Annotated in this window: 23 protein-coding genes; 16 read left to right on the top strand and 7 right to left on the bottom strand. The window is 40.4% G+C overall.

The window, feature by feature from the left end; all coding sequences use genetic code 11:
• Nucleotides 1-37: 37 nt before the first annotated feature.
• Nucleotides 38-988, bottom strand: a complete 951-nt coding sequence (gene corA / locus AC3EBE_RS09660; RefSeq protein WP_488594815.1) for a magnesium/cobalt transporter CorA — start codon at nt 986-988, stop codon at nt 38-40.
• Between the two features lie 161 nt (nt 989-1149).
• Here corA (AC3EBE_RS09660) and AC3EBE_RS09655 point away from each other — a divergent pair, with 161 nt between their 5' ends.
• The 5 genes from AC3EBE_RS09655 to AC3EBE_RS09635 all read left to right on the top strand — a co-directional run bounded on the left by AC3EBE_RS09655 (nt 1150) and on the right by AC3EBE_RS09635 (nt 5943).
• Nucleotides 1150-1689, top strand: coding sequence for a CBO0543 family protein (locus tag AC3EBE_RS09655; RefSeq protein ID WP_488594814.1), 540 nt, complete (start codon nt 1150-1152; stop codon nt 1687-1689).
• 149 nt (nt 1690-1838) lie between these two features.
• A complete protein-coding gene (locus tag AC3EBE_RS09650; RefSeq protein WP_488594813.1) occupies nt 1839-3512 on the top strand; it encodes a DUF6044 family protein in 1674 nt (557 codons plus the stop codon).
• Between the two features lie 19 nt (nt 3513-3531).
• Entirely contained in the window at nt 3532-4569 is a 1038-nt protein-coding gene (locus AC3EBE_RS09645; protein WP_488594812.1) for a glycosyltransferase family 2 protein, read from the top strand.
• On the top strand, nt 4523-4999 hold the full coding sequence (locus tag AC3EBE_RS09640) for a GtrA family protein (RefSeq protein WP_488594811.1): 477 nt from the start codon (nt 4523-4525) through the stop codon (nt 4997-4999). The genes AC3EBE_RS09645 and AC3EBE_RS09640 overlap by 47 nt, the downstream gene beginning before the upstream one ends.
• A gap of 113 nt (nt 5000-5112) precedes the next feature.
• Complete coding sequence (locus AC3EBE_RS09635; RefSeq protein WP_488594810.1) at nt 5113-5943, top strand: undecaprenyl-diphosphate phosphatase; 831 nt, start codon at nt 5113-5115, stop codon at nt 5941-5943.
• Nucleotides 5944-6023: 80 nt separating this feature from the next.
• Here the strand turns inward: AC3EBE_RS09635 and AC3EBE_RS09630 are convergent, their stop codons facing one another.
• A complete protein-coding gene (locus tag AC3EBE_RS09630; RefSeq protein ID WP_488594809.1) occupies nt 6024-6176 on the bottom strand; it encodes a YpzG family protein in 153 nt (50 codons plus the stop codon).
• Between the two features lie 548 nt (nt 6177-6724).
• On the opposite strand from AC3EBE_RS09630, the gene AC3EBE_RS09625 reads away from it, so the two are divergent.
• The 3 genes from AC3EBE_RS09625 to AC3EBE_RS09615 all read left to right on the top strand — a co-directional run bounded on the left by AC3EBE_RS09625 (nt 6725) and on the right by AC3EBE_RS09615 (nt 9511).
• Nucleotides 6725-7666, top strand: coding sequence for an ABC transporter ATP-binding protein (locus AC3EBE_RS09625; RefSeq protein WP_488594808.1), 942 nt, complete (start codon nt 6725-6727; stop codon nt 7664-7666).
• On the top strand, nt 7663-8607 hold the full coding sequence (locus tag AC3EBE_RS09620) for an ABC transporter permease (protein WP_488594807.1): 945 nt from the start codon (nt 7663-7665) through the stop codon (nt 8605-8607). Before AC3EBE_RS09625 ends, AC3EBE_RS09620 begins: the two co-directional genes overlap by 4 nt.
• 346 nt (nt 8608-8953) lie before the next feature.
• The gene (locus AC3EBE_RS09615) at nt 8954-9511 is read left to right on the top strand and encodes a GNAT family N-acetyltransferase (protein ID WP_488594806.1); all 558 of its coding nucleotides are present in this window, start codon (nt 8954-8956) and stop codon (nt 9509-9511) included.
• A 36-nt stretch (nt 9512-9547) separates the two neighbouring features.
• Here AC3EBE_RS09615 and AC3EBE_RS09610 read toward each other — a convergent pair whose 3' ends face one another.
• Nucleotides 9548-11665 (bottom strand): transglycosylase domain-containing protein, encoded by a 2118-nt coding sequence (locus AC3EBE_RS09610; RefSeq protein ID WP_488594805.1) that lies wholly within the window; start codon nt 11663-11665, stop codon nt 9548-9550.
• A 329-nt stretch (nt 11666-11994) separates the two neighbouring features.
• Between AC3EBE_RS09610 and AC3EBE_RS09605 the strand changes: the two genes are divergently transcribed.
• From AC3EBE_RS09605 to AC3EBE_RS09595, 3 genes are read left to right on the top strand one after another with little or no spacing between them, the layout of a single operon-like run.
• The gene (locus AC3EBE_RS09605) at nt 11995-12528 is read left to right on the top strand and encodes an RNA polymerase sigma factor (protein WP_488594804.1); all 534 of its coding nucleotides are present in this window, start codon (nt 11995-11997) and stop codon (nt 12526-12528) included.
• A complete protein-coding gene (locus AC3EBE_RS09600; RefSeq protein ID WP_488594803.1) occupies nt 12515-14026 on the top strand; it encodes a hypothetical protein in 1512 nt (503 codons plus the stop codon). The genes AC3EBE_RS09605 and AC3EBE_RS09600 overlap by 14 nt, the downstream gene beginning before the upstream one ends.
• A gap of 19 nt (nt 14027-14045) precedes the next feature.
• Complete coding sequence (locus AC3EBE_RS09595) at nt 14046-14462, top strand: hypothetical protein (RefSeq protein WP_488594802.1); 417 nt, start codon at nt 14046-14048, stop codon at nt 14460-14462.
• Nucleotides 14463-14529: 67 nt separating this feature from the next.
• Here the strand turns inward: AC3EBE_RS09595 and AC3EBE_RS09590 are convergent, their stop codons facing one another.
• Nucleotides 14530-14865, bottom strand: a complete 336-nt coding sequence (locus tag AC3EBE_RS09590) for a winged helix-turn-helix transcriptional regulator (protein ID WP_488594801.1) — start codon at nt 14863-14865, stop codon at nt 14530-14532.
• Between the two features lie 190 nt (nt 14866-15055).
• On the opposite strand from AC3EBE_RS09590, the gene AC3EBE_RS09585 reads away from it, so the two are divergent.
• Nucleotides 15056-15634, top strand: coding sequence for a GNAT family N-acetyltransferase (locus AC3EBE_RS09585; RefSeq protein ID WP_488594800.1), 579 nt, complete (start codon nt 15056-15058; stop codon nt 15632-15634).
• An 89-nt stretch (nt 15635-15723) separates the two neighbouring features.
• On the opposite strand, the gene AC3EBE_RS09580 is transcribed toward AC3EBE_RS09585, so the two are convergent.
• Together AC3EBE_RS09580 and AC3EBE_RS09575 are read right to left on the bottom strand one after the other, a co-directional pair.
• On the bottom strand, nt 15724-16395 hold the full coding sequence (locus tag AC3EBE_RS09580) for a DUF4352 domain-containing protein (protein ID WP_488594799.1): 672 nt from the start codon (nt 16393-16395) through the stop codon (nt 15724-15726).
• Nucleotides 16396-16453: 58 nt separating this feature from the next.
• Nucleotides 16454-17839 carry an alkaline phosphatase gene (locus AC3EBE_RS09575; protein WP_488594798.1) on the bottom strand — a complete coding sequence of 462 codons (1386 nt, stop codon included), beginning with the start codon at nt 17837-17839 and terminating at the stop codon, nt 16454-16456.
• 330 nt (nt 17840-18169) lie between these two features.
• Between AC3EBE_RS09575 and AC3EBE_RS09570 the strand changes: the two genes are divergently transcribed.
• The 3 genes from AC3EBE_RS09570 (at nt 18170) to spoIIP (ending at nt 21273) form a co-directional block, all read left to right on the top strand.
• Complete coding sequence (locus AC3EBE_RS09570; RefSeq protein ID WP_488594797.1) at nt 18170-18796, top strand: histidine phosphatase family protein; 627 nt, start codon at nt 18170-18172, stop codon at nt 18794-18796.
• Between the two features lie 272 nt (nt 18797-19068).
• Nucleotides 19069-20007: a magnesium transporter CorA family protein gene (locus AC3EBE_RS09565; protein WP_488594796.1), complete on the top strand. Its 939-nt coding sequence runs from the start codon at nt 19069-19071 to the stop codon at nt 20005-20007.
• 135 nt (nt 20008-20142) lie between these two features.
• Nucleotides 20143-21273 (top strand): stage II sporulation protein P, encoded by a 1131-nt coding sequence (gene spoIIP, locus AC3EBE_RS09560; protein ID WP_488594795.1) that lies wholly within the window; start codon nt 20143-20145, stop codon nt 21271-21273.
• A gap of 201 nt (nt 21274-21474) precedes the next feature.
• On the opposite strand, the gene corA (AC3EBE_RS09555) is transcribed toward spoIIP, so the two are convergent.
• On the bottom strand, nt 21475-22425 hold the full coding sequence (corA, locus tag AC3EBE_RS09555) for a magnesium/cobalt transporter CorA (protein ID WP_488594794.1): 951 nt from the start codon (nt 22423-22425) through the stop codon (nt 21475-21477).
• A gap of 365 nt (nt 22426-22790) precedes the next feature.
• Between corA (AC3EBE_RS09555) and AC3EBE_RS09550 the strand changes: the two genes are divergently transcribed.
• Nucleotides 22791-23180, top strand: a complete 390-nt coding sequence (locus AC3EBE_RS09550; RefSeq protein ID WP_488594793.1) for a VOC family protein — start codon at nt 22791-22793, stop codon at nt 23178-23180.
• The last annotated feature ends 13 nt before the right edge of the window (nt 23181-23193 follow it).

The following is a 23193-nucleotide window of genomic DNA, read 5'->3' as shown; positions in this document are numbered from 1 at the left end:
GGATTGGCCACATACGGGGATGACCTCAACAATAACCTCACTTATCGGGCTTCCCCCACCAGCCTTTAGCACGAAAAACTAGGGCTATGGCTGTGCCAATTCCAAACATCAGGAACAAAGCATAACCGTAACCGTACCTCCACCTGAGCTCAGGCATATCCTCAAAATTCATTCCATATAATCCGCCAATAAATGTCATCGGCAGGAATATAGCACTTACTAGAGTGAGTGTTTTCATAATCGAGTTAGCATGGTCACTCTTTAAGGTCATTTGCAAGTTAAAGATGCTGTCTAGGCCATCCTTAAAGGAATCCAGGGCATTTACCACTCTCGAGTAGCTATTTTTTAGATCGTTAAAATACAAAGCAGTATCTTCATCCACAAACCTGAGTTCCTTCCTGGATATTGTGGACATAACCTGATCCTGCGCTTCAATTGTCTGTCTCAGGTTGTGAAGTGAAGACTTCCAGCGGTGGATGCTCCTCGCAATTTCATTGGCAAATGGCTTATCAAAAACTTTCCGTTCTAGCTCCTGTATGTTATCAGCAATCTGGTCAATCATACTCAAATCTACAGAAGTGACCTTGTCAAATATATGGTAAAGGATTTTGCCGGCAGTTTCCATTTTATCTGGATGCTCAGTGAAAAGCTGCTTTAGCTGGGGCAATAAGTCTATATTTTCTTCTTCCTTTGTAACTACATAATTCTCACCGATTAAGATAGATATTTTCGCCTGTGAGTAATCATCCTGAATGGCAAATAACGATATGATCGCTTCATTATTAAAAACATCAATCTTCGGGATATCACTGAACTGCTGCAATCCCTTCAGTGCAAGCGGGTGTATTTTCATTCTGGAAATAAAATCATTAAATCCCTTTTCATTATCTGGATCAAAATGAATCCAGACAGTGTCTCCTGCAGTTGAGGGAAGGGTATATGCCTGGAGATTATGGATTGAAGCATCTGTTCCTTGAAAACGAAGCATACCGATCCTCCTTTTCCAAAATATAATCATCTTATTACCATTTAAGACTTCCCAATTTTGAAAACGATATCCTTCTATGCCGAAATAACTGTTTCTTGGAAAGTGTACATAAAAATGAAAAGTTGGATAAAAATACAAAAGATTGCTGAAGAGGAAATAAAATGCTTTCAGGTTTGGGGGAGAAAGGGGTTGATGGATTGTTTCATGCTGCAGTTGTAGCAGGAGGGCTTCTTCTTTCATTAAAGATGGGAAAGTGGGAAAATTGGCGCTTATTTTTGCCGACCTTTTATTATTGGGCTTTATTTAGCTGCTTCTATGAGTATATATCTTATATCGGAAATATACATTTGTGGGAGTTCCAGAAAAATTTCGTCAGTCTTTTCTTTACAGAAACAATGTACACCTTCATTTTTTACCCAAGTATGATCATTTTATTTTTAGGCAATTACCCAGAAGAAAAGGCTAAAAAAATTTGGCATTATTTTAAATGGATTTCTTTATCAATACTTATAGAAGCTATGGCTCTTCAATATGGAGCTATAAAGTTTTCGCACGGCTGGTCAATGGCCTGGGAAGTCTTCTTTTACAGCACAATGTACCCGATGCTTAGGCTGCACCATAAAAAACCCTTATTTGCACTTGTACTATCAGTCTTTTTTGTCGCATTTTATTTAATTGTCTTTGATTACAATCTTTTTTAGCTGATAGGCGTAAATCGTGTACTAATAGAAAAGCCAGGCAACTAGGGGTTTCCAGGATTTCAAGTGGGAACTGAGCAGCTGCCGCAGAAATCTCCAGTTATAAAAGAGCATATGGCCATACGGCAATAACAAATTAGAGGTGTAAGGATATGGCATATATTCAGGAAAGGGAGAGACGATTGGTTCTCTGGGCTGTGATAGGAATCGTCCTTTTTCTATCGCCCTACTTTATCCTAGGAGAGGATGCACATATCAGAGTTCATGATAATCTTGACTCGAACCTGGCATGGTATAAAGTACTAGCAGAAAGCGGCAAATTGACCGGGAGCGTCCAATCGGAGATTCCACAGGTAATCAATGGACTGCCGCGAAATGCAATGGGAACGGAATATACCTTGATTGTTTGGCTCTATTATTTATTCCCGACGATCTATGCATACGGAATAAGCCAGGCAATAACCAGGTTTACTGCTTTTGCGGGTATGTATTTGCTGCTTAAAAGGCATTTCATCAAAGACAACCAGTGGAGCATAATCCGTATTGGCACCTCACTGGCTTTTGCCTTAACCCCTTTTTGGCCATCAGGGATGCTAAGCACACTGGGTATGCCATTGGCACTTTGGGCCTTTCTGAATATTAGGGAAGGGGAACGAAGGCTGCATAATTATCTTGTATTGACACTGCTTCCGCTGTATTCAAGCATTGTCCTTGGATTTTTCTTTTTCCTATCCGGAATGGGATTTCTTTGGGCTGCTGATGTCATGCGTGGCAAAGGGTGGAATTGGCGTTTCCTCCTGTCCATTGTTTATATGACACTAGTCTACTTTTTGACTGACTACCGGTTAGTCTATTCCTTTTTATTTGACGATGAACCAAATAGCAGGGATGAATATTTCCATGCGCGCTTGAGCTTTGGGCATTCTCTTAGGCTGACATTCAAGAATTTCATCATTGGGCATCATCATGCACATACGGTGCACACATGGATCATCCTGCCTGTACTGATCATTTCTCTAATCTTAATAGCAAAAAAAAAGGAATGGAAATCGGCAAGAATATTCTTGTTCCTCTTTTTCTTGAATTTCATCCTTTCTGCTTGGTACGCATTTTGGTTTTACAAAGGGTGGCTGCCTTTAACACAAAGATTCCATTTTCTCGATACATTCAACTTTGCCAGATACCATTTCTTGCGGCCGTTGATTGTTTATGTGTTATTCGCACTGGGATTGAAGATTTTATGGGAACAGGGAAGTGTATTTAGGAAGGCTGTGCCCTGGCTTATAGCCGGACAGCTCGTTGTCCTGTCACTCACAAATGAAGAAATTTTCTACCGAAACAAACCATCTGTGAAGCAATTTTATGCCGAGGAGCAATTCAGACAAATCAGGGACCATATTGGCATGCCGCAGGAGGATTACCGGGTCGCAAGCATAGGATTACATCCGGCCATCGCTCAATACAATGGGTTTTATACGCTGGATACATATAATAACTTCTATCCATTGTCCTATAAGTATCAGTTCCGGAAAATCATTGAAAAGGAACTCGAGAAAAATAAAAAAATCCGCACTTATTTCGATGAATGGGGCGGACGCTGCTACATTTTCACAGATGAACTTGGCAAGCATTATATGTTCAAGAAACACTCAAAAAAGCGGATCAAGAATCTTGAATTGGATTTACAGCCATTTAAACAAATGGGAGGGAGATACCTTTTCTCCTCTGTCCCGATTGATAATCACCATGAAAACGGACTACAGCTAGACAAGATATTCACCTCAAAGGAGAGCGCATGGAAAATTTACCTTTATAAGGTTATATAACAGCAAGGAGGACACCGAAATGCTCACACCAATTTTGACAATCGTCGTTCCATGTTATAACGAAGAAGAAGTATTAAATGAAACTTGTATACAGTTAAAGGCTGTGCTGAAAAAAATGATTGAAGAATCGTTCGTATCCACTAAAAGTAAAATACTTTTTGTGGACGATGGGAGCAAAGATCGTACCTGGGATCTAATCTATAAAGAAAGCTTACAAGATGAGCTTGTTAAAGGGTTGAAGCTTTCAAGAAATGTCGGACACCAAAATGCACTTCTTGCAGGGTTGTTTGCTGCAAAGGAAGCTTCCGATTGCCTTGTTTCAATTGACGCTGACCTTCAGGATGATATTCATGCAATTCAGGAAATGGTCGTGAAATTTCTCCGGGGCTATGAAGTAGTCTATGGTGTTCGCAGCAAGCGGGACACAGATTCATTATTCAAAAGATGGTCAGCAGAAGGTTTTTATAAATTGATGGACAAACTTGGAGTCAAAATTGTCTTTAATCACGCAGACTTCCGGCTGATGAGCAGGAGGGCAGTGGAGGAGCTGGAAAAATTTGCAGAGACAAATATGTTCCTGCGCGGAGTAGTACCATTGATAGGGTTCAAATCAACCTCTGTCTATTACGATCGAAAACCAAGACCAGCTGGGGAAACGAAATATCCATTGAAAAAAATGCTGTCATTTGCGTTTGATGGAATCACTTCTTTTTCCGTCACTCCAATCCGGTTCGTTTTGCTGATCGGTTTCATCTCGTTCTTTGTGAGTCTGGGTTTCGGGGTGTATTTTCTTGCATTAAAATACTTTGGCAGCACAGAACTTGGCTGGACTTCACTGATCACTTCAATTTGGCTGATCGGCGGCCTCCAGCTAATTGCCCTGGGGCTAGTCGGGGAATATGTAGGAAAGATTTATAAAGAAACTAAACGGAGGCCGAAATACATTGTTGACATGGACCTGTTTAATTTTCCAGTAGCAAGAAAGCTGATAAATGAGGATGGAATGAGTTATGAGCCAGCTGGCTTCAATGCTCGGAAGCTATCTGAAACGAACTAGTCATATGTCGGACAGGTTGATGGCCACCCTTAAGAAAAGGCAGACCTTCATTCGATTTCTGCTTGTTGGTATTTTAAATACCATTATAGGAATGGGTTTAATGTTCCTGCTTAAGATAGGATTGAACTGGCCCTATTGGATGGCAACTTTCATAGGTAATTCAATAGGAGCGGCCGTAAGCTTCTTTTTAAACAGGAGCTTCACTTTTAATAGTAAGGTATCAATGGGGAAGGGGATGATTAAATTCATCGCTGTCATTCTCATTTGCTATTTGGCCTCATTTTCAGCCGGGAGATTTATTGCTTCCTTCGGCATTGCAATACCAATCACAACGGTCATCCCAGCTGACAATTTGGCAATTGTAATTGGCACAGGCCTGTATACAATCTTGAATTATTTGGGGCAAAAGCAAATTGTGTTTAATAAGTAGATAACACGGGAGCCGGCAGAAGCCAGCTCCTAATTTAGTTGACTAAAACTGAAAAAAGGTATAAAAAGAAATGAGGCAACGTGAAATTAAAAAGATAGAGGAGAAAATGTTACATGAATTTATGGGAGTTGTTCGTAGCCTTTATACTAGGCTTAGTAGAAGGTTTAACAGAATTTGCCCCGGTATCATCAACCGGACATATGATCATTGTGGATGACCTGCTGCTGCATTCAAAAGAATTGTTCACTGAGCCTGTGGCCAACACCTTTAAGGTGGTCATTCAGCTAGGTTCAATTTTAGCTGTTGTGATTGTGTTCAAAGATCGTTTCATGAATTTGCTCGGCTTGAACAAAAAAGAATCATTTGGTGATTCATCCGGCAGATTAAGCCTGTCAAAAGTGATCGTTGGATTAATCCCCGCTGGCATAACTGGAGTACTATTTGAGGATTATATCGATGAACATTTGTTTTCAGTGGAAACTGTCATCATCGGTTTGGTAATTGGAGCCATTCTGTTGATATTGGCAGACCGTCTTCAGCCGAAAAACCTGAAAACCGAGGATGTTGACCAAATCACATACAAGCAGGCTTTTGGAGTTGGCTTGTTTCAATGCCTGGGGCTCTGGCCTGGTTTTTCCCGTTCAGGTTCAACCATCGCAGGCGGTGTATTGCTCAGCATGAGCCATAGGGCCGCATCAGACTTCACCTTTATTATGGCTGTTCCTATCATGTTAGGTGCAAGCGGAATCTCTTTGTTGAAAAACTGGGAATACTTCACGGTTGATGCCCTTCCATTTTTCATTGTTGGCTTCATCAGCGCATTTGTGTTCGCACTTGTTTTCATCAAATTCTTCTTGAAATTGATTAACAAAATTAAACTTGTTCCATTCGCAATTTACAGGATCCTGCTTGCAGGATTAATATACTTTATTTTTTTACAGTAAAGCTTTAACGAAATTGTATAAGAGAAATAATAAAGGAAAAGGCAGACAAGCCTTTTCCTTTTTACGTTTCACAGAATCCTTTACCAGCGGTGAGCTTTCGCATTAGCCCTCGCAAGAATGGTATTCTTTGTAACTTGAGTCTGCCCATTCACCTGCGAATTGGTACGCTTCCGCCTAGTCCAGGTATGGTGGAAAAGTTCTGAGTGCGGATCCAAATGATCTTTGTAACTCATACAATCACCTCAGGAATGGATTTTTGAAACGCATGATATTCCATTGGAACATCTTCTATAGCGTTTGTTTAAACCCAGTTCACTATTCACCGAGCCGTCCGTTAGTCGGGGAGATTTGAAGCGAGTACATTAAGTAATTGATATGGTTACATGTTAATTATCCTGTGTTGGTTACCCAGAATTATAAAATATGTCTAGGATGAGGACCAATAAGCCACATGGGAGAATGAAATAAGCAAAATTTGAAAAAAAGATGCAAATTTGCTTGGCACTTCATTGGTGACCGAATATGAATCATTTGGAAAAAATGGGCACCAATCGTGACAAAAAAAATCCTCTAGAAAAAATGGCCGCCAATACAATTTATTCACACCTTTTAATAAGCAAGATATGTATTATAGCCAAACACATTAATTTACAATATCCCCAAAATTCTCGATGCCCAATAAATTATTTTTGCTTTTTTTGTAACTTTTTACAATTTCCGTCGTAATAAAGTATGTAAATTAGAATAAACAGTACATAGCAATGGAAGTGGGGGAACATGTATGAATGGGTATGCCCTTGAAGTAAAGAAACTAACGAAAACGATCCGGAAAAAGACAATCGTTGATGATGTCAGCTTTCAGGTTGAGCGTGGCGAGATTTTTGGCCTTTTAGGGCCGAATGGGGCGGGAAAAACGACGATCATCAGAATGATTGTCAGTTTGATAAATCGTACAGACGGTTCAGTTATCGTTAATGGTCATAATTTGGATGATTCTTTTACTTTGGCGATGAATGAACTGGGAGCGATTGTTGAGAACCCGGAATTTTACAAATATCTCAGCGGCTACAAAAACCTGCGCCACTATGCACGCATGGCCATGAAGGATATAACTGAAGAAAGGATCAAGGAAGTAACGAGGCTGGTTGGGCTGGAGGATGCCATCCATGACAAAGTCCGTACCTATTCACTCGGTATGCGGCAGCGCCTTGGTGTAGCACAGGCAATTTTACATAAGCCTTCGATTCTGATTCTTGATGAGCCGACGAATGGACTTGATCCACAGGGAATCAGAGAGTTTCGTGACTATCTGCGCTTGCTGGCAAGCCAGGGTACATCTGTATTGGTGTCTTCTCATTTGCTTTCCGAGATGCAGCTTATGTGCGATCGATTTGCGATTATTGAAAAAGGGAAGCTAATCCATATTTCAAGTATGCATGATCAGGAAAACGGAGCAGAAGAGGCAATGAGAACTGTTGAGATAGAGGTCTCGAATGCTGCTCAAGCTGCACAGGTCATAAAGGAGAATATTTCTGAAGTAAAACTAGACGGTATAAAGGATTCGAGAATCATTCTATCCGCTTTTAAGACTTCGATTCCTGCAATCAATAAGATATTGGTACAAAACGATATTGACGTTTATGAAATACTGAATGTTAAAGCCACCCTTGAGGACCGATTCCTTGAAATCACAAACAAAGATAAAAAGGAGCAGACGGTATGATTGCATTAATACAGAACGAATTAATGAAGATATTCGGAAAAATGGCGAGCTGGATTTACATGGTGATCATTATAATGGCTGTTTTAATAGCAGGAATCATCTATTCAAAATTTAGCGGTGAACCAAATCCGAATTGGCGCCAGGATACTCAGGCGGAAATAACGATGCTGGAAAATCAGCTGGAATCCGCGCCTGATGAAGAGAAACCGTTGATTCAATCTCAAATTGATCAACAGCAAGAGCTTTTGGACAAGAATATCGATCCAACAGCAAAAACGAATTGGCACTTTATGAATGATGTTGTCGTCGGAGTCAGTTCACTTGTCACGCTGTTTGTAGTCATCGTTGGAAGTGCAAATGTAGCTGCGGAATTCTCAGATGGAACCATTAAACAACTGCTGATCCGGCCGCATAGAAGATGGAGCATTTTGCTATCCAAGTACATCGCAGTCATCATCTATGCGTTGCTAATGACAGTGACGCTTATCGCATCTGGATATTTAATCGGACTCATCCTATTTGGCAGCGGCGACTTTAATATGAAAATCTTTGAGATCACTCTTGAAGGACGCAAGGAAGCAGTGGTTGGCACGCAGTTTTTCCTCAAAATGCTTTACTATATCCCAAGCCTATTGGTAATCATGACAATTGCCTTTATGCTGTCTACTTTATTTAAAAGCCAGGCTCTGGCTGTCGGTATCGGTATTTTCGTCCTATTCTTCTCATCTACTTTAGGCGGGATCATCCTCATGCTGGCTGATAAATACGCTTGGGCAAAGTTCCTTATCTTCCCGCATCTGGATTTAACCGTTTATGCGCTGCAAGATCGCATTTTAGAGAATATTACACTGCCCGTTTCATTATCGATCTTGGCCATTTACTATGCGATTTTCATGATGGTGACTTTCTTCTTTTTTCAAAAAAGGGATATCAGTATTTAAGTTGAATATTAATTAGGAGCGGCCTTTGCCGCTCTTTTAATTATTAGGCAGCGTTAAACAAAGCTGCTGATTTTCGTTCCAGGCGCTTTGCTTTCCTCTGAAAAATTATGAAAAATCCCAATTGCCGGCTTTTTCAAGAGCAAATTTTTCTTGGGGCGTGCGGTGAGCCTCCTCGTCGCTTTGCTTCTGCGGGGTAAAATGACCCTTCTCTTCGGGCCATTTCTACCTAGGTCTCACCTGTCCCGCTTCATCCCGAAGGAGTCTACGCGCCTGCCACTACAATCAACAGGGTTTAAAAATCAACATACACTTTAAAAGAGCCAATTTTTATAAGGGGGTTGTGGGAGTGGACCCAATATTATTGGATTTTCCTGCACAATTTGAGACAGAGAGACTTTTAATCCGCATGCCGTTGCCAGGAGACGGAGCGATTACCTGTGAATCGATCAATTCTTCATTGGCTGAGCTGAAACCATGGATGCCGTTTGCCCAAAAAGAGCAGACGTTAGAGGAAACCGAGAGCGTCATTCGTCAGGGATATATTAACTTTCTTAACAGGTCCGATTTACGGTTATTGGTTTTCAAGAAAGATACGGGCGAATTCATCGCCTCATCCGGTTTGCATCGGATTAATTGGGAAATACCTAAATTTGAAATTGGCTACTGGATTGACTCCCGTTTCAGCGGGAAAGGATACATGACTGAAGCTGTTAAGGGCATAACAGATTTTGCGGTCAGGGAATTGAAAGCAAGAAGGATCGAGATCCGCTGTGATTCTAAAAATGTAAAAAGCAGGGCAATACCTGAGAGACTTGGTTTTGATTTGGAAGGGATATTGAAAAATGATTCCTTATCGGTAGAAGGGGAAATAAGGGATACCTGTGTCTACGCCAAAGTATTCTAAAAACAAAAAAGAGCAGCTCATCAGCTGCTCTTTTCATTATTGGCCTTGCCATTGTCTCAGTTTATCGATAACTTTATCACTTGCTTTGCCAGCATCCTCTTGCATTTGTTCCAGTACCTTTTTCCACTTTGGAGCTTCCTCTTTTAACTTATCTTCTACCTGTCCCGCTTTTTCCTTCAATTCCTTTTCAAGTCGATTCGCTTTTTCCCTTATGGCTTGTTCAGTTTCTTTATAATCGATCGTTTTACCAGATGTCCTCGCATTTATGGATTCTACTGCAAATTCCTCTGGCTTTATATGAGGGATGGTTTCTTCCATAATCGCCCGGAAAATTGGCACAACGTCTCGCGAGCTGCTGCTTGATAAGTAATGCTCACGATCGGTTTTATCATAGCCCAGCCAGACAGCCCCTACAATGTTAGGCGTATAGCCAACAAACCATTGGTCCTTTGTCCCGTTAATGTCTGCGTATGGCAGCTGTGTGGATCCCGTTTTTCCAGCAATTTGGGCATCCTCCATTTTTGTCCCTTTACCGGTACCGGTTTCTACGACATTCAGAAGCATGGAGGTCATTTCGTTTGCTACTCCTTTAGATGTGACACGCGTTTCCGATTCATCATGTTCGGCAATAATCTTACCTGTCGGCCCTACGATTTTCGTAATCAAGTGGGCATCATGCCGTTTGCCTCCGTTCGGGAAAACAGAGTAGGCTTCCGCCATCTTGAGAGGGGAGACTCCATTATGCATCCCTCCAAGAGCAAGAGCAAGGTTTTGGTCTTCTTTTTCCACCTTGATGCCAAAGCGGCGTACTGCATCGATTCCTTTTTCCAGTCCGATTTCATTTAACAGCCATACCGCTGGAAGATTAATTGACTTCTCAATCGCTTCATACATCGGGACCTCTCCCTGATAGGTGTCTGAGAAGTTCTTTGGACTGTATTTTCCAAAGCTCATTTTCTTGTCTGCCAACATGGAGTCGTATTTATAACCCTCTTCAAGTGCTGGTGTGTATACAGCGAGCGGCTTCATGGTCGATCCAGGCTGGGCCTTTAAGTGAGTAGCCCTGTTAAATCCGCGGAATACCTTTTCGCCACGTCCGCCAATAAGAGCACGTACTCCGCCATTGCCCGGGTCAAGAAGGACTGAGCCGCTTTGTACTAAAACATCGCTTGCCCTGTCAGGGAAAAGATAATCCTTTGTATATACGCTTTCAAGTCCTGATTGAAGATTCTGGTCCAATTCAGTATGGATCCGATAACCTCTAGTCATAATTTCATCCTGTGTAAGCCCGTATTTTGAGGTTGCTTCATCTAATACAGCATCCACATACGAAGGATATTTACGGTCAGCAAGGCTGCCGCCGCCATCTTCAAGCTCGATTTTTTCCTCTTTTGCGTCCTTGTACTCCTGATTGGTAATCATGCCTTGTTCCTTCATTTTTGCTAACACGACATTACGGCGTTTCATCGCGCCATCATAATTGTTATATGGATCAAGAGCAGATGGAGCATGGAGGAGGCCTGCTAGCATCGCTGCCTCACTGATGCTAACCTCCTGAATATTCTTTGCAAAATACTTCTTGCTTGCATTGTTTATTCCAAATGCTCCGCTGCCGAAATATACCTGATTGAGGTACATCTCCATTATTTCTTCCTTCTTATATACCTTTTCGAGCTCGACTGCTAAAAACAGTTCCTCAGCCTTACGCTTATATGTGCGCTCAGGAGAGAGGAGGGCATTTTTGGTCAGCTGCTGGGTCAATGTACTTCCTCCGCCAGTGATCCTGCCGGCAAATAAATTGCCGAAGAAAGCACGGGCAATTCCCTTGATATCAAAACCATTATGCTGATAAAAGCGCTCATCTTCAATTGCGACGACGGCATTAGGTACATATTCAGGAATGTCATTGATCGAAATGCCGCCTGTACGGTTGGTCGCAAGCTTGCTCGCTTCGTCGCCATCTTTATCATAGATGACTGTCGCCTGGCTTAATCCATCCTTTAAAGATTGGACATTGGCCCTGCTGGCGATAAAGGCAAACCAGAGGATGGACAGCAAAATAAACACTAACAGAACTAATAACAAAATTTGAGTAAGGTGGCGCCTTTTCCAAAAGCGGACGATTGCCTCCCAAAATCTTCTTAATAATTGCATAGATGTTCTCCTTTTTGAAAGGTAGCTTTTTTGTTCGGTTCCTTATTGGTAAAATCAGGTTAGAAACCAAATCATCCTTATATTATAAATGATTTTCGTTAAACGGGAAAAGCGTAAGCATATTTGGCTTATTCCTTCGCCTAATTAGTATTCCTTTTAAACATGCAGACTATTTTTAGGAAAGTGCTTTTGAATGATTTTCAAAAAGTTTTGTAACATTATTTGCTGCTAACCATTTGTAAGTTTAAATGGACTTTCTAAATAAAATTTAAAAAACTTGAAACAAAACTACGCTTCAAGCGACTTATACAGGAATGGGGGAGTGATATGTGGGGGACAGCCGGCCGGACATGAATGATATATACAATCGCTACCATCGCGATGTTTATCATTTTGCACTTTACTTTACAAATAACAAACAGGAAGCTGAGGATATTACGCAGGAAACATTTATCAAGATTATAAGATCATATGAAAGTTTAAAGGATTCTGAAAAAATAAAAACCTGGATCCTTTCGATCGCCAGGAATACTGCTATGGATTTACACCGAAAAAAGAAGTTTGTCAGTCTTTTTCCAAATTGGGTATTTGAAAAAGGCAGTGACAAGGATACACCTGAAGATCTCCTGTTAAAAAAGGGGGATTGGGATGAACTCCAAAATGCTCTTATCAAATTGAAGCACCAATACAGGACAGTCGTCATTTTAAGAGGTCTAAAGGAACTAAGCATTAAGGAAACAGCTGAAATCCTTGGGTGCACAGAGACGAAGGTGCGCGTGGATTACCATAGGGCACTTCAGCTTTTGAAAAAAGAGGTATTATCGACTGAAGAAAGGTGGGAACTGAAGGATGGACAATCGTAAGCCTATGTCTTATGACCAAAGGTTCCTGGCACCATTAAAAAACAGGCCAGATCTTGAGCCGGACGAGGACTTTGCAGAAGAGCTAAGGACGAAACTACTCCTGGGAGAAAGAGTCATAAAAGCAGACAGCAAACCCAAATGGCGATGGCCATCACTGTTGCCTTTGATTATGGCAGTAATGCTATTCTCTGTTTTGACAGCTTCTTACATCGGCCAGAGTTCAAGTCATCTTAAGAAAGATGAAGAAGATACCGCAAAAATAATTGATGTCAGAGAGAACAAAGATGACGACAAGCAGACTGAGACATTAGAGCGGGATTTAAATAAAATTACTGCAAGTAAGCCAGCTCTAAATAACATTTATCAGGCGGCCTTTAAGATTACAGGCAGTTCTGCTATTGGCAAGCAGCTAGTTTTTTATTTTGATGCACTTGAAAAGGGTGACGAGGATTATCTAAAAGAAATTCTCCGTAATGAGGAATATCAGCAGCCGGAAGAAGAGGTAATTGAATACTACAAAAACACAGATTTCTCGACAATTGTACTAGAGAGTATAAACCAAGAAGATGATGTTTACCATGTTGTTTACTCCTATACAAAAAAGAAAACTGGGGAAACTGTCCGCCGGCGCATTATGATGAATAACGGAAATCCGAATTTAACATATATAGTTGACGGAGTCCCTGCTGTGCCGATTAATAAAGAAAAGGATCTGCTCATTAAGGACAAAGTGGATTTCCTGATGAAGTCGTTTAAGAACGGGATGACAGTAAAGTCCGCCAAAGACCTATTCGGTTCCAGCTATAAGGTGGTCACAGAAGTTGAGTCCGAGGATGGAAGTGTCAAACTTTGGGAGTATCATTATTTTGAGGAACCAGGTACAGTCAGGGCGGTTGATAATGAATCAATGCTCGACTTGCCCAACTTGATGAAGCAAAACATAGGGATTATTTTCACAATCAGCTGGACTGCTGAGGAAAAAGCATTAAAAGCAAATATCTTTTATACACAAAACGGAAAATTTCTTGCTAAAGGCATTATGGCCGATGGCACTTTCTATAAAAGAGAACAGAATACAGGTGAAATTGCCTATAATGTATCTGAAATTGAACTCACTGAGGAAGAGAGTGAGGTCTATCGAACATTTAAAATAAATCAGGATCCTAATGCTTTGAAAAATCTCTCACCGTTATCGATAGCAAAGCTATACGTGCAGGCAAGCCTGGAAAATGATCCGGAAACTCAGTATGCATTTTATACAACGCGCCCTGAATATATTAGGTGGTCCAAAGAAGAGCACTTGGAAAATGCTAAAAATGATCCTACATCGAAAGACGTAATTTTGGAAGCTTTAGGCGGAATACAAGAAGGCATTTTTCATAAAACTAGCGATTTTGAGGGTTATATCAGTTTTGAAAATAAGCATGGTTCCCAAGGTTTTCAAATGTTAATGGATCCAGATGGAATTTGGAAAGTGAGCTTTATGCCGATACAATAGATAAGAGAGGGCGGCTTATATGAAGAAAATTCTAATAGGAATCCTAACGACGATCCTGCTGGTTTTGCTTGGGGCAACAAGATCGCTTTATGTTGAAGGAGCAGAATTAGTCATCATTATTGCCGTAATTGTTTGCTGGAGTCTAATTATTCACTACTTTTCAAACAACACGAGCATTGGCAGACATCTAGTTATTACAGCTTTTGCTGCATTCCTCCTTAGCTGGCTGCTTGGCGCAGCAGATATTGTAATAGACCACTATCTATATTTCCTCCCATCAGGATTGGAGGATGGTGCGCCTCTGACAATTGGATTTAAATTAGAGGAATTTAAAGATGACTTACTTTTAGCCAGTCTTTATGTCATGGTGATCGCTGTAATTACCTCATACATTATAGTAAGTATCAGAGGCTATAACATATTCAAGAATACGTAAGTACTTCAAAAAACGTCTGGCAGTCAATTTGCCAGACGTTTTACCAATTATAAATACAGTATTACTTTTAGTTCTTCTTCCCCTCATTTTCCGACACATCAAGCTCTACCCAATCAACCGACCAATTTTCAATAGCTTCTAAAACCGGTTTAAGAGATAGCCCTTTTTCAGTTAATGAATACTCTACCCTGACTGGAACTTCGGGCAAAACTTCACGTTTTATTATTCCTTCCTTCTCCAGGTCCTTCAGTCTTTCAGATAATAATCTTCCGCTAAGAGGGAGGGAGGCTTCAATTTCCGAAAAACGATGAGTACCTGTAAGCAGCTTGTGAATGATCAATCCTGTCCAACGCTTGCTCATAATTTGCATCGCATATTCGAACTTAGGACAAAGCTGGTACATAAAATCACCTCAATTACAGTATAGCTTGTTATAAAATACTATACAAAATTAAAACTGCCAAAAACAAGGCTCATATCAGCACCTGGAAACCAAAGGAGAATTCATATAGTCAATATTTTTGGAAAATATTGCAATCAAGCAAGCTGGTAAGCTATTATTTACATTAATATATAAATAGGGGGATCTTTTTATGGAAATAGCAAATATTTATTCAAGCTTGCCTATATTGGAGACAGAAAGGCTGATTCTCAGAAAAATTACAATGGATGATGCAGAGGATATGTTCGCTTATGGATCGGATCCCGAGGTGTCCAGATATGTGACCTGGAACCAGCACCAGACGAAGGATGATACTAAAGAATTTGTTGAATTCGTTTTAAATCAATATGAAACTGGCAGGCTGGCACCATGGGGAATTGAATGGAAGGAGACCGGTAAACTAATCGGGACCATCGATTTTGTATCCTGGAATACTAACCATCATTTTTCGGAAATTGGCTATGTCATAGCGCGAGATTACTGGGGAAAGGGCATTACAACGGAAGCAGCAAAGGAATTGATTAAATATGGTTTCACAAACATGGGACTGGTAAGGGTTCAAGCGAAATGCTTCGTTGAGAATATCGGATCTGAAAGAGTCATGGAAAAGGCCGGCATGAAATTTGAAGGCATTTTAAGAAAAAGCATGCTGATTAAAGGCAGATATCGGGACTTGAAAATGTATTCCATTTTAAAGGAAGAATTTGAAGCCTTGTATCTGGGGGGATAAATAGGAAATGTTATTAACTTTAAAGTAGGGGATTTAGGGTAACCATCATAAAAGGCATGGAATTTAAAAACCATGCCTTTTAAATTTGGTTAAAAATCGATCCTGGCCGTGTACTCCTTAGCCACTTCATCATCTTTTTCAGTAAATACTTTGCTTGTTGTAAGTGCAATAGAATCAAAGTTAGCTTTCTCTATGATAAATCCTAAATTTCCTTGTTTTACTTCACCGGGATTTAATTTGCCGTTCAACTCTTCGAGATAAATATCATCTTCCCAGGTTTTCTTTTCTCCGGAATCTGTTTCGAGAAGAGCCACTGGAGCAAACCTGACTATGTGATCGGAATTATTTTTTATGGTTACAAATACTTTAATAAAATCGAAGGTTTCATCATGAGTATAGCCATGGAAAAAATCGATGAGGCTGTAATCAGGAGTATAAGTAATCACTTTTGCATCCCGAATGGTCATTTCAACCGGGCCAATGGTCAGCTTCTCACCAGATTTCTTGAATGCTTTCAACACAGCCTCACCTTTTTCATCAGAAAAAGAGTCGCCAATATTAGTTAATGAAGTGTCATCCGTGACTTGTGGATTAGAAACATACACAGCATTCTTCTTTGGCGGATTTTGTTCTCTTTTTTCCTCTTTCGTTGCATTGGATTTTTTAGGAACGTCAGATGATGAAGGTGAAAAATCTGATGATTCCGCTGAACAGCCGTTAATCATGATCATCATTAGCAGCATTATTAAAAGTTTATTCATAAGAACACCGTCCTGCAATTTGAAACCCGCTGCCAGAGGCAACGGGGAGGGGTCATCACTATTTGTCCTCAATTACAATTTCTTTATTCCCTTTTTCCAGAACGCTGAATACATGTTTTGCTAGGTCTGTGTTTTCGATTTTTCCTGCCAATTTCTCTCTGCCAGGACCGAAGGCATACACGTTCACATCTTCACCTGTATGACCGCTGGTTGTCCAGCCTGTATGGGAGCGCTGATTGAAGATTTCTTCAATGGCATTATCAATTTCAAGAACCTTTTGTCCAGCAGCTGCCTGTTTTACCGAGTCAATTTCCGCCTCAGTAAGCTCTAAGCCGATATTCTCTTTAAGCGTTCGCTCTACATCAGCGCCGGCTGCAATTTTCTCAGCCATATAATCTGGAGTCTTTTTTGCAGCTTTTATTGGCTCAGGGAACCAGTTATAAATACCGTCAGCACCTATTGAATAACCGCCTGTAGAATGGTCAGCTGTAGCAATAACCAGGGTGTGCTTGTCCTTCTTGGCAAATTCTACGGCAGCTTTAAAGGCTTTTTCATAATCTTCCATTTCACTCATTGCGCCTACAATGTCATTATCATGACCTGCCCAATCAATTTGGCTGCCTTCCACCATCAGGAAGAAACCATCCTTGTCCTTATTCAGTCTTTCGATTGCTGATTTTGTCATATCCTCAAGTGAAGGGATATCCTCCGTGCGATCGATCATCTTAGGCAGACCGCGGGGAGCAAATAGGCCAAGGATCTTGCCGTTTCTGTCTTTAGATAAAGCTGTCTTGTTTGAAACGAAGCTGTACCCGTCATCCTTAAATTCCTCGATAAGATTGCGATCCCCCCTGTCAAACAGATCGGTTCCGCCTCCGAGAAGGACATCCACCTTATGCTCGCCTTTTATTAATTCATCAAAATAATCATCTGCAATCGCATTCATGTTCTTTCGAGAAACATCATGGGCACCGAAAGAGGCAGGTGTTGCATGCGTGATCTCAGAGGTTGCAACCAGACCGGTTGCTTTTCCTTTTTCTTTTGCTGCTTCAAGGACAGTTTTGACCTCTGATTCATCATTATCCACTGCAATCGCAGCATTATATGTTTTAATACCAGCAGACATCGCAGTTGCAGAGGACGCGGAGTCGGTTATATTTTGCTCAGGATCTTCGGCATATGTAGACTGCTGCCCTATCAAGAATTGGTCAAACGCCGTCTTTTCTGCTAGTTTTGTAGCAGGATCATCTTTCAGATAACGGTATGCAGAGGTATAGGATACTCCCATCCCATCGCCAATCATGAAAATTACATTTTTGATTTCAGGACCCTGATGCTGATTTTTCCCCTTGGCTTCAGCCGTAAATGTTCCTGCCAGGCTTCCTAAGGCCAAAGTCGATATTACTGCAAATGGCACTAGCTTTTTCTTAAGGCCTTTACTCATATATTTTCCCCTCCATTACTAGAATGTAAGTTCATTATAGTATATATTTTGAAAATTTCATTTTTTAGGAGAGTTAGCTTTCAGAAGGCAAAATAAGCTTTTATAACCAAATGCTCATCCTTAATATTGGCGTAGGATTTTTGAAATACTTAATTTGGAAGATAGTCAGCTTCTTTTATAGCTAAATAGACTTAGATGCTAGTAAAGGATGGATTGTTTGATAAAAACATGACATTTGAAGCATTTTTCCAGCTGGGCTGCTAAAAGCTTCCAGCATTTCTCTCTGACAATTTTTAAAAATGATAAAATGGGATCGAAGGGGTTGGGGAAATGTTAAATTTATATATTACTCGTCATGGAGAAACATGCTGGAATGTCGAAAAGAGACTTCAAGGGTGGAAGGATTCACCACTAACAGAAAATGGGATCCGAAATGCTAAAGCTTTAGGTAAATCACTAAAAGGCACTTCGTTTGATGGCGTTTATTCAAGTCCCAGTGAAAGGACCCTGCATACTGCAAAATTAATTATCGGAAATCAGGACCAACAGTTCAAGCTTGATGACAGACTCAAAGAAATAAACATGGGAGAATGGGAAGGGCGAACCCATGACGAAGTATCCGGATTTGATTCGGAATTTTTCCATGCGTTCTGGAATGCACCTCATCTATATAATCCTCAAAATCGCGAAGGCTTCTTGGATGTCCAGAACCGAGCTTCAGATGCGGTTAATATGATCAAATCTGAACATAAAACAGGAAATATACTAGTCGTCACCCATACTGTGGTAATAAAGTGCCTGCTTGCTTATTTCAAAAAGCAGCCCATTGAGAAATTGTGGGATCCTCCATATATCTACGATACAAGTTTAACAGTCATAAAAATGGGAAGTGAGCCATCAATCATTCTTGAGGGGGATATATCACACAGAACCTTTGACACCATTGCAGCAAACTGACTAATACAAATAAAAATGGAAGAAGCTGGTCCTCAGCTTCTTTTTTTGGTCATGTAAGAAAAATAGGATTGTGCTTTTAGAAAACGCGGAGTAATATTGAAGAGGTGAAATTAGAGAGGAGTTGGTATTGTTGGGTTATTCAATAGAGCCTGATCCCGAAAGGCGCGGGGAAGTCGATCATCTCTTGGATTTGATAATATTGAATATTGCAAGTCTATCAACTCTGAAAATAGGTTGTTGGCTTCCTCAATAATATGTGAGGAGGTTTACGTATGCTTGAAATCTTTAAAAGCAATGAGTCGAGGCAGCTAGAATCAGTTGAAGAAATTACAAAAGGCTGCTGGGTGAACATGGTTCATCCTTCTGAAGAAGAAATTATTAAAGTAGCGAACGAAACAGGGATTGCGGTAGATTTTATCCGCGACGCCCTTGATGACGAGGAACGCCCAAGGATAGAAAAAGAAGATGGAAATGTCTATATCATCGTTGACTATCCATATATCACACATGATGAATCTGGGTTCCCGATTTATGAGACGATTCCGGTTGGCATTGTGCTCACTGCAGGATGCATTATCACAGTGTCTCTTAAAGAGACTCCTGTCCTGAATGAATTCAGGACTAACAGGGTAAAGGAATTTTTCACATTTAAAAAAACCAGATTTGCACTGCAGATCCTGTATGTCATTTCAATCTATTATTTGAGGTACCTAAAGCAAATAAATAAGAAAACCAATGAGATTGAGCGTGAGCTGCATCAATCTATGAAAAATAAAGAACTGTATGCTTTCCTTGCACTTGAGAAAAGCCTGGTATATTTTACGACTTCCCTCAAGTCAAACAAGGTCGTCCTTGCGAAAATCATGCGTTTCAATTATTTGAAAATGTATGAGGAAGACAAGGATTTACTTGAAGATGTCATCATTGAGAATACCCAGGCGATTGAAATGGCTGAGACCTATAGTTCGATTTTAAGCGGAATGATGGACGCCTTTGCATCAATTATCTCGAATAATCTTAATATGGTAATGAAGTTTTTGACCTCCATTACGATCATTCTTTCGTTTCCAACTATGGTTGCAAGCTTTTTCGGCATGAATGTTGAACTGCCCTACCAGCATCACCCGATGGCTTTCTTTTTTGCCTTAAGTCTTGCAGTTTTCCTTGCAGGATTAACAGCGTTTGTATTTTGGAAAAAGAAATACTTTTAGTAATGAAGCCTGGACTTTTTAATAGTCCAGGCTTTTTTAGTCTAAAATTTTGCCTTCCTACATATTCATTTTGTAAGAATGCTTGTTTCAGGAGTTTCCGAAACCAGGTGATTGAGAGGACTTTGGGGTGATGCAATGGTTGTTCTTCTGAAAAGTATATATAAAAAAATCCTGGCAGTACTCATAATTTGTATAAGCACCTTCTGCATATTTTTCGCAGCTGGATTAATTTCTTCATTTAATATTAGCTTCTTTAAATTTAAGGTCAACGGAGACATTGGTGCTGAAGCATTTCTTAGAATCATCAGTTATGACCACCCATTGATAGGCCATGCATTTACAGACACGAACACGGATTTTTCTTTAATGCCTACAGGGTTCAAGCTGATCACCAATATTGAAATAAATGACCTAAGGACACTAATAAGAAGTGAAATCCCCGGATTCAGGGCATTTGATTCCAATTTCCTGATTGCTGATGAAGGTGTTGACTTTACTGATATTCCATTCGAATCAGCACCTCCAATGGATGTGCTGCTCCAGCAAAGAGAAATGGCCGCAAATGAATTAAAGGAGTTAAATAGCGGAAATGTCCCAATTGGGGACTCACCGGCGGAAAAGGTGGTATTTATTTATCATACTCATAGCTGGGAATCCTATCTGCCGTTATTAGGACTTGAAGGAGCCGAAAATGAGAATGAAGCGGTGGATGGGAAAACCAATATTACCATCGTTGGCGATCTGCTTGGAAAAGAATTAGAAAGGCGAGGGATTGGAGCAACCGTGGACAAGACCAATATCGGTGAGCAACTGAAGGCCAAAGGGTGGCAAACAGAAAGATCCTATGAAGTTTCCCGGACCTTGGTCAAAAGTGCAATGGCAGGAGAAGAAAAGCTCACCTATTTTATTGATCTACACCGGGACTCGGTCCGAAAAGATTCAACGACAGCGAAGATCAATAATGAACCTTACGCAAAGCTGGTTTTTGTGATTGGTGAGGAGAATAAAAATTTTCAGCGTAATTTAAAATTTGCTAATGAGCTTCATCAATTCCTAAATAAAAATTATCCCGGTATCAGCAAAGGTGTTTTGCCTAAAAAAGGAATTGGGGTAGATGGGGTCTATAACCAGGACCTGAGCGGAAATTCACTCGTTGTTGAGGTTGGCGGAGTGGATAATAATATGAAGGAGTTGAAAAATACGATTGAAGCATTAGCAGAGGCGATAAGCCAAATCTCACGGAAGGCCGAAGAAGTAAATGGATAATAAATTTGAAAAATATTTCTGGCTGATTTGGATGTGTGCGACCACGATCCTTTCTTATATATTTTTCTCCTTTACTATAACAATCAGTTTTTTCCTTGCAGGATTGGCACTTGTTTGCAAATGTCTTATTGAAGAAAGTCTGAACATTGGTGAAGAGGAAAAAACCCATTGAGGCTCTTTGGGCCCAATGGGTTTTCTTGTTTATTTAAACCAGCCCTTTTTCCAGAACCAGGCGAACATTGTCATCCCAATTACAAACATGGCGAATAGGGCTCCGAAATATCCAAGATGCCACTTGAGTTCAGGCATATTTTCGAAATTCATTCCATAGATACCAGCTATGAAAGTCAGCGGCATGAAAATGGTAGTTATTACAGTGAGGACTTTCATGACTCGGTTGGTCTCATGCGAATTCATGGAAAGATAACTGTCACGGATGTCAGTCGTAAGCTCCCGGCTTGCTTCCACTTTTTCACCAAGCCTTAACAGATGGTCATGAATATCGGCGAAATATTCCTTCCTTGCCAGGATTCCAGCCAGCCTGTGGGAATTGATCATCCGATACACCAAATCCCTCATCGGAGTAATCGTGTGCCTTAACGAAAGCAGTTCGTGGCGGGTATCGAATAAGTCCTCGAGAAGCACCTCCATTGACCGATCAGCGGAATTTTCATCAATCTCATTCAGAAGGTCCTCTATTCTGTATACATGGGGGAAGTAATTATCAACGATTTTATCCATGACATGATATAAGACCAGTGATGGGTCCCATGAAGAAGGTGATGCTGACTTAACCAAACGATTCCAGACATCATCAATCTCCGGGTTGCTTTGGCCATGAAATGTAACGATATAATCTGAGCCAAGAAACATATCTACCTCTTCTTTCTCCATGGTAGAGGGGTTCAATGACTGAACGACAAAGAAATGATAGTCTTCATAATAATCCAATTTTGGCCTTTGAAGCGTATGGATGCAATCTTCAATAGACAATGGGTGAAAATTGAGTGGATACTTTAAATAACTTATTTCTTCCTCTGTAGGAGCATTAAAATCAATCCAGTACCAATTGTAATTACCGGAAATCAATTGCTGAATCTCCAGGCCAGTGACTATTTCATGAGTTTGAGTAACAGCGAGCGTACGAAACATAGATTCTCCCATCAGTGTTTTTCTATTATTATTTTAATTATAAGGCTGAACAAAGCAAGCCTGGGCTCACATAGCAGCCTAGCTTCCTTTCTTAACATACCACAAAAAACTCTAATTAAATCTGGCATACAGGTATTTATCATGTAATAGCTAGTGGGTAAAAATGATGTTGTATAGCGAACTCAAGATCAGGTAATTAAGGTTTAAATAAAATCAAAAAGATCTTTTTGATTCCAATCAGCAAAGGAGTATGCAAATAATAAGTATATGGGTCTGCCTGCATCTATAACCCAGTAAATTCGTTTTTAAGGCGCCACAGGCCAAATGTACATAACTCAGATTGAAAAAAGAAGGGAAGAAAGAGGATGCTGCATCACGTAGAAATCAATGTAACGGATTTAAACAGGTCGAAACGATTTTGGGAGATGTTGTTAACTGAGCTGGATTATGAAGTATATCAAAGTTGGGAGAAAGGGATAAGCTGGATATCTGGTCAAACTTATCTCGTTTTTGTCCAGACAGAGGACCGGTTTCTTAATGGGACATACCATAGGTCACAGGTAGGGCTGAACCATCTCGCTTTTTCGGCAAAATCCAAGAGACAGGTTGATGAGATGCGCATTAAACTAAAGGAGATGGGAGTGCCCATATTATATGATGACCGATACCCATATGCGGGAGGGCCCGATTATTATGCTTTATTTTGTGAAGACCCCGACAGGATTAAAGTAGAACTTGTGGCACCAAAGAAATAATAGTTTTTACCAA

It is taken from the genome of Mesobacillus sp., from assembly GCF_057785455.1.
Note: the sequence above shows the minus strand (reverse complement) of the source record. Positions and strands in the feature narration are given on the sequence as shown.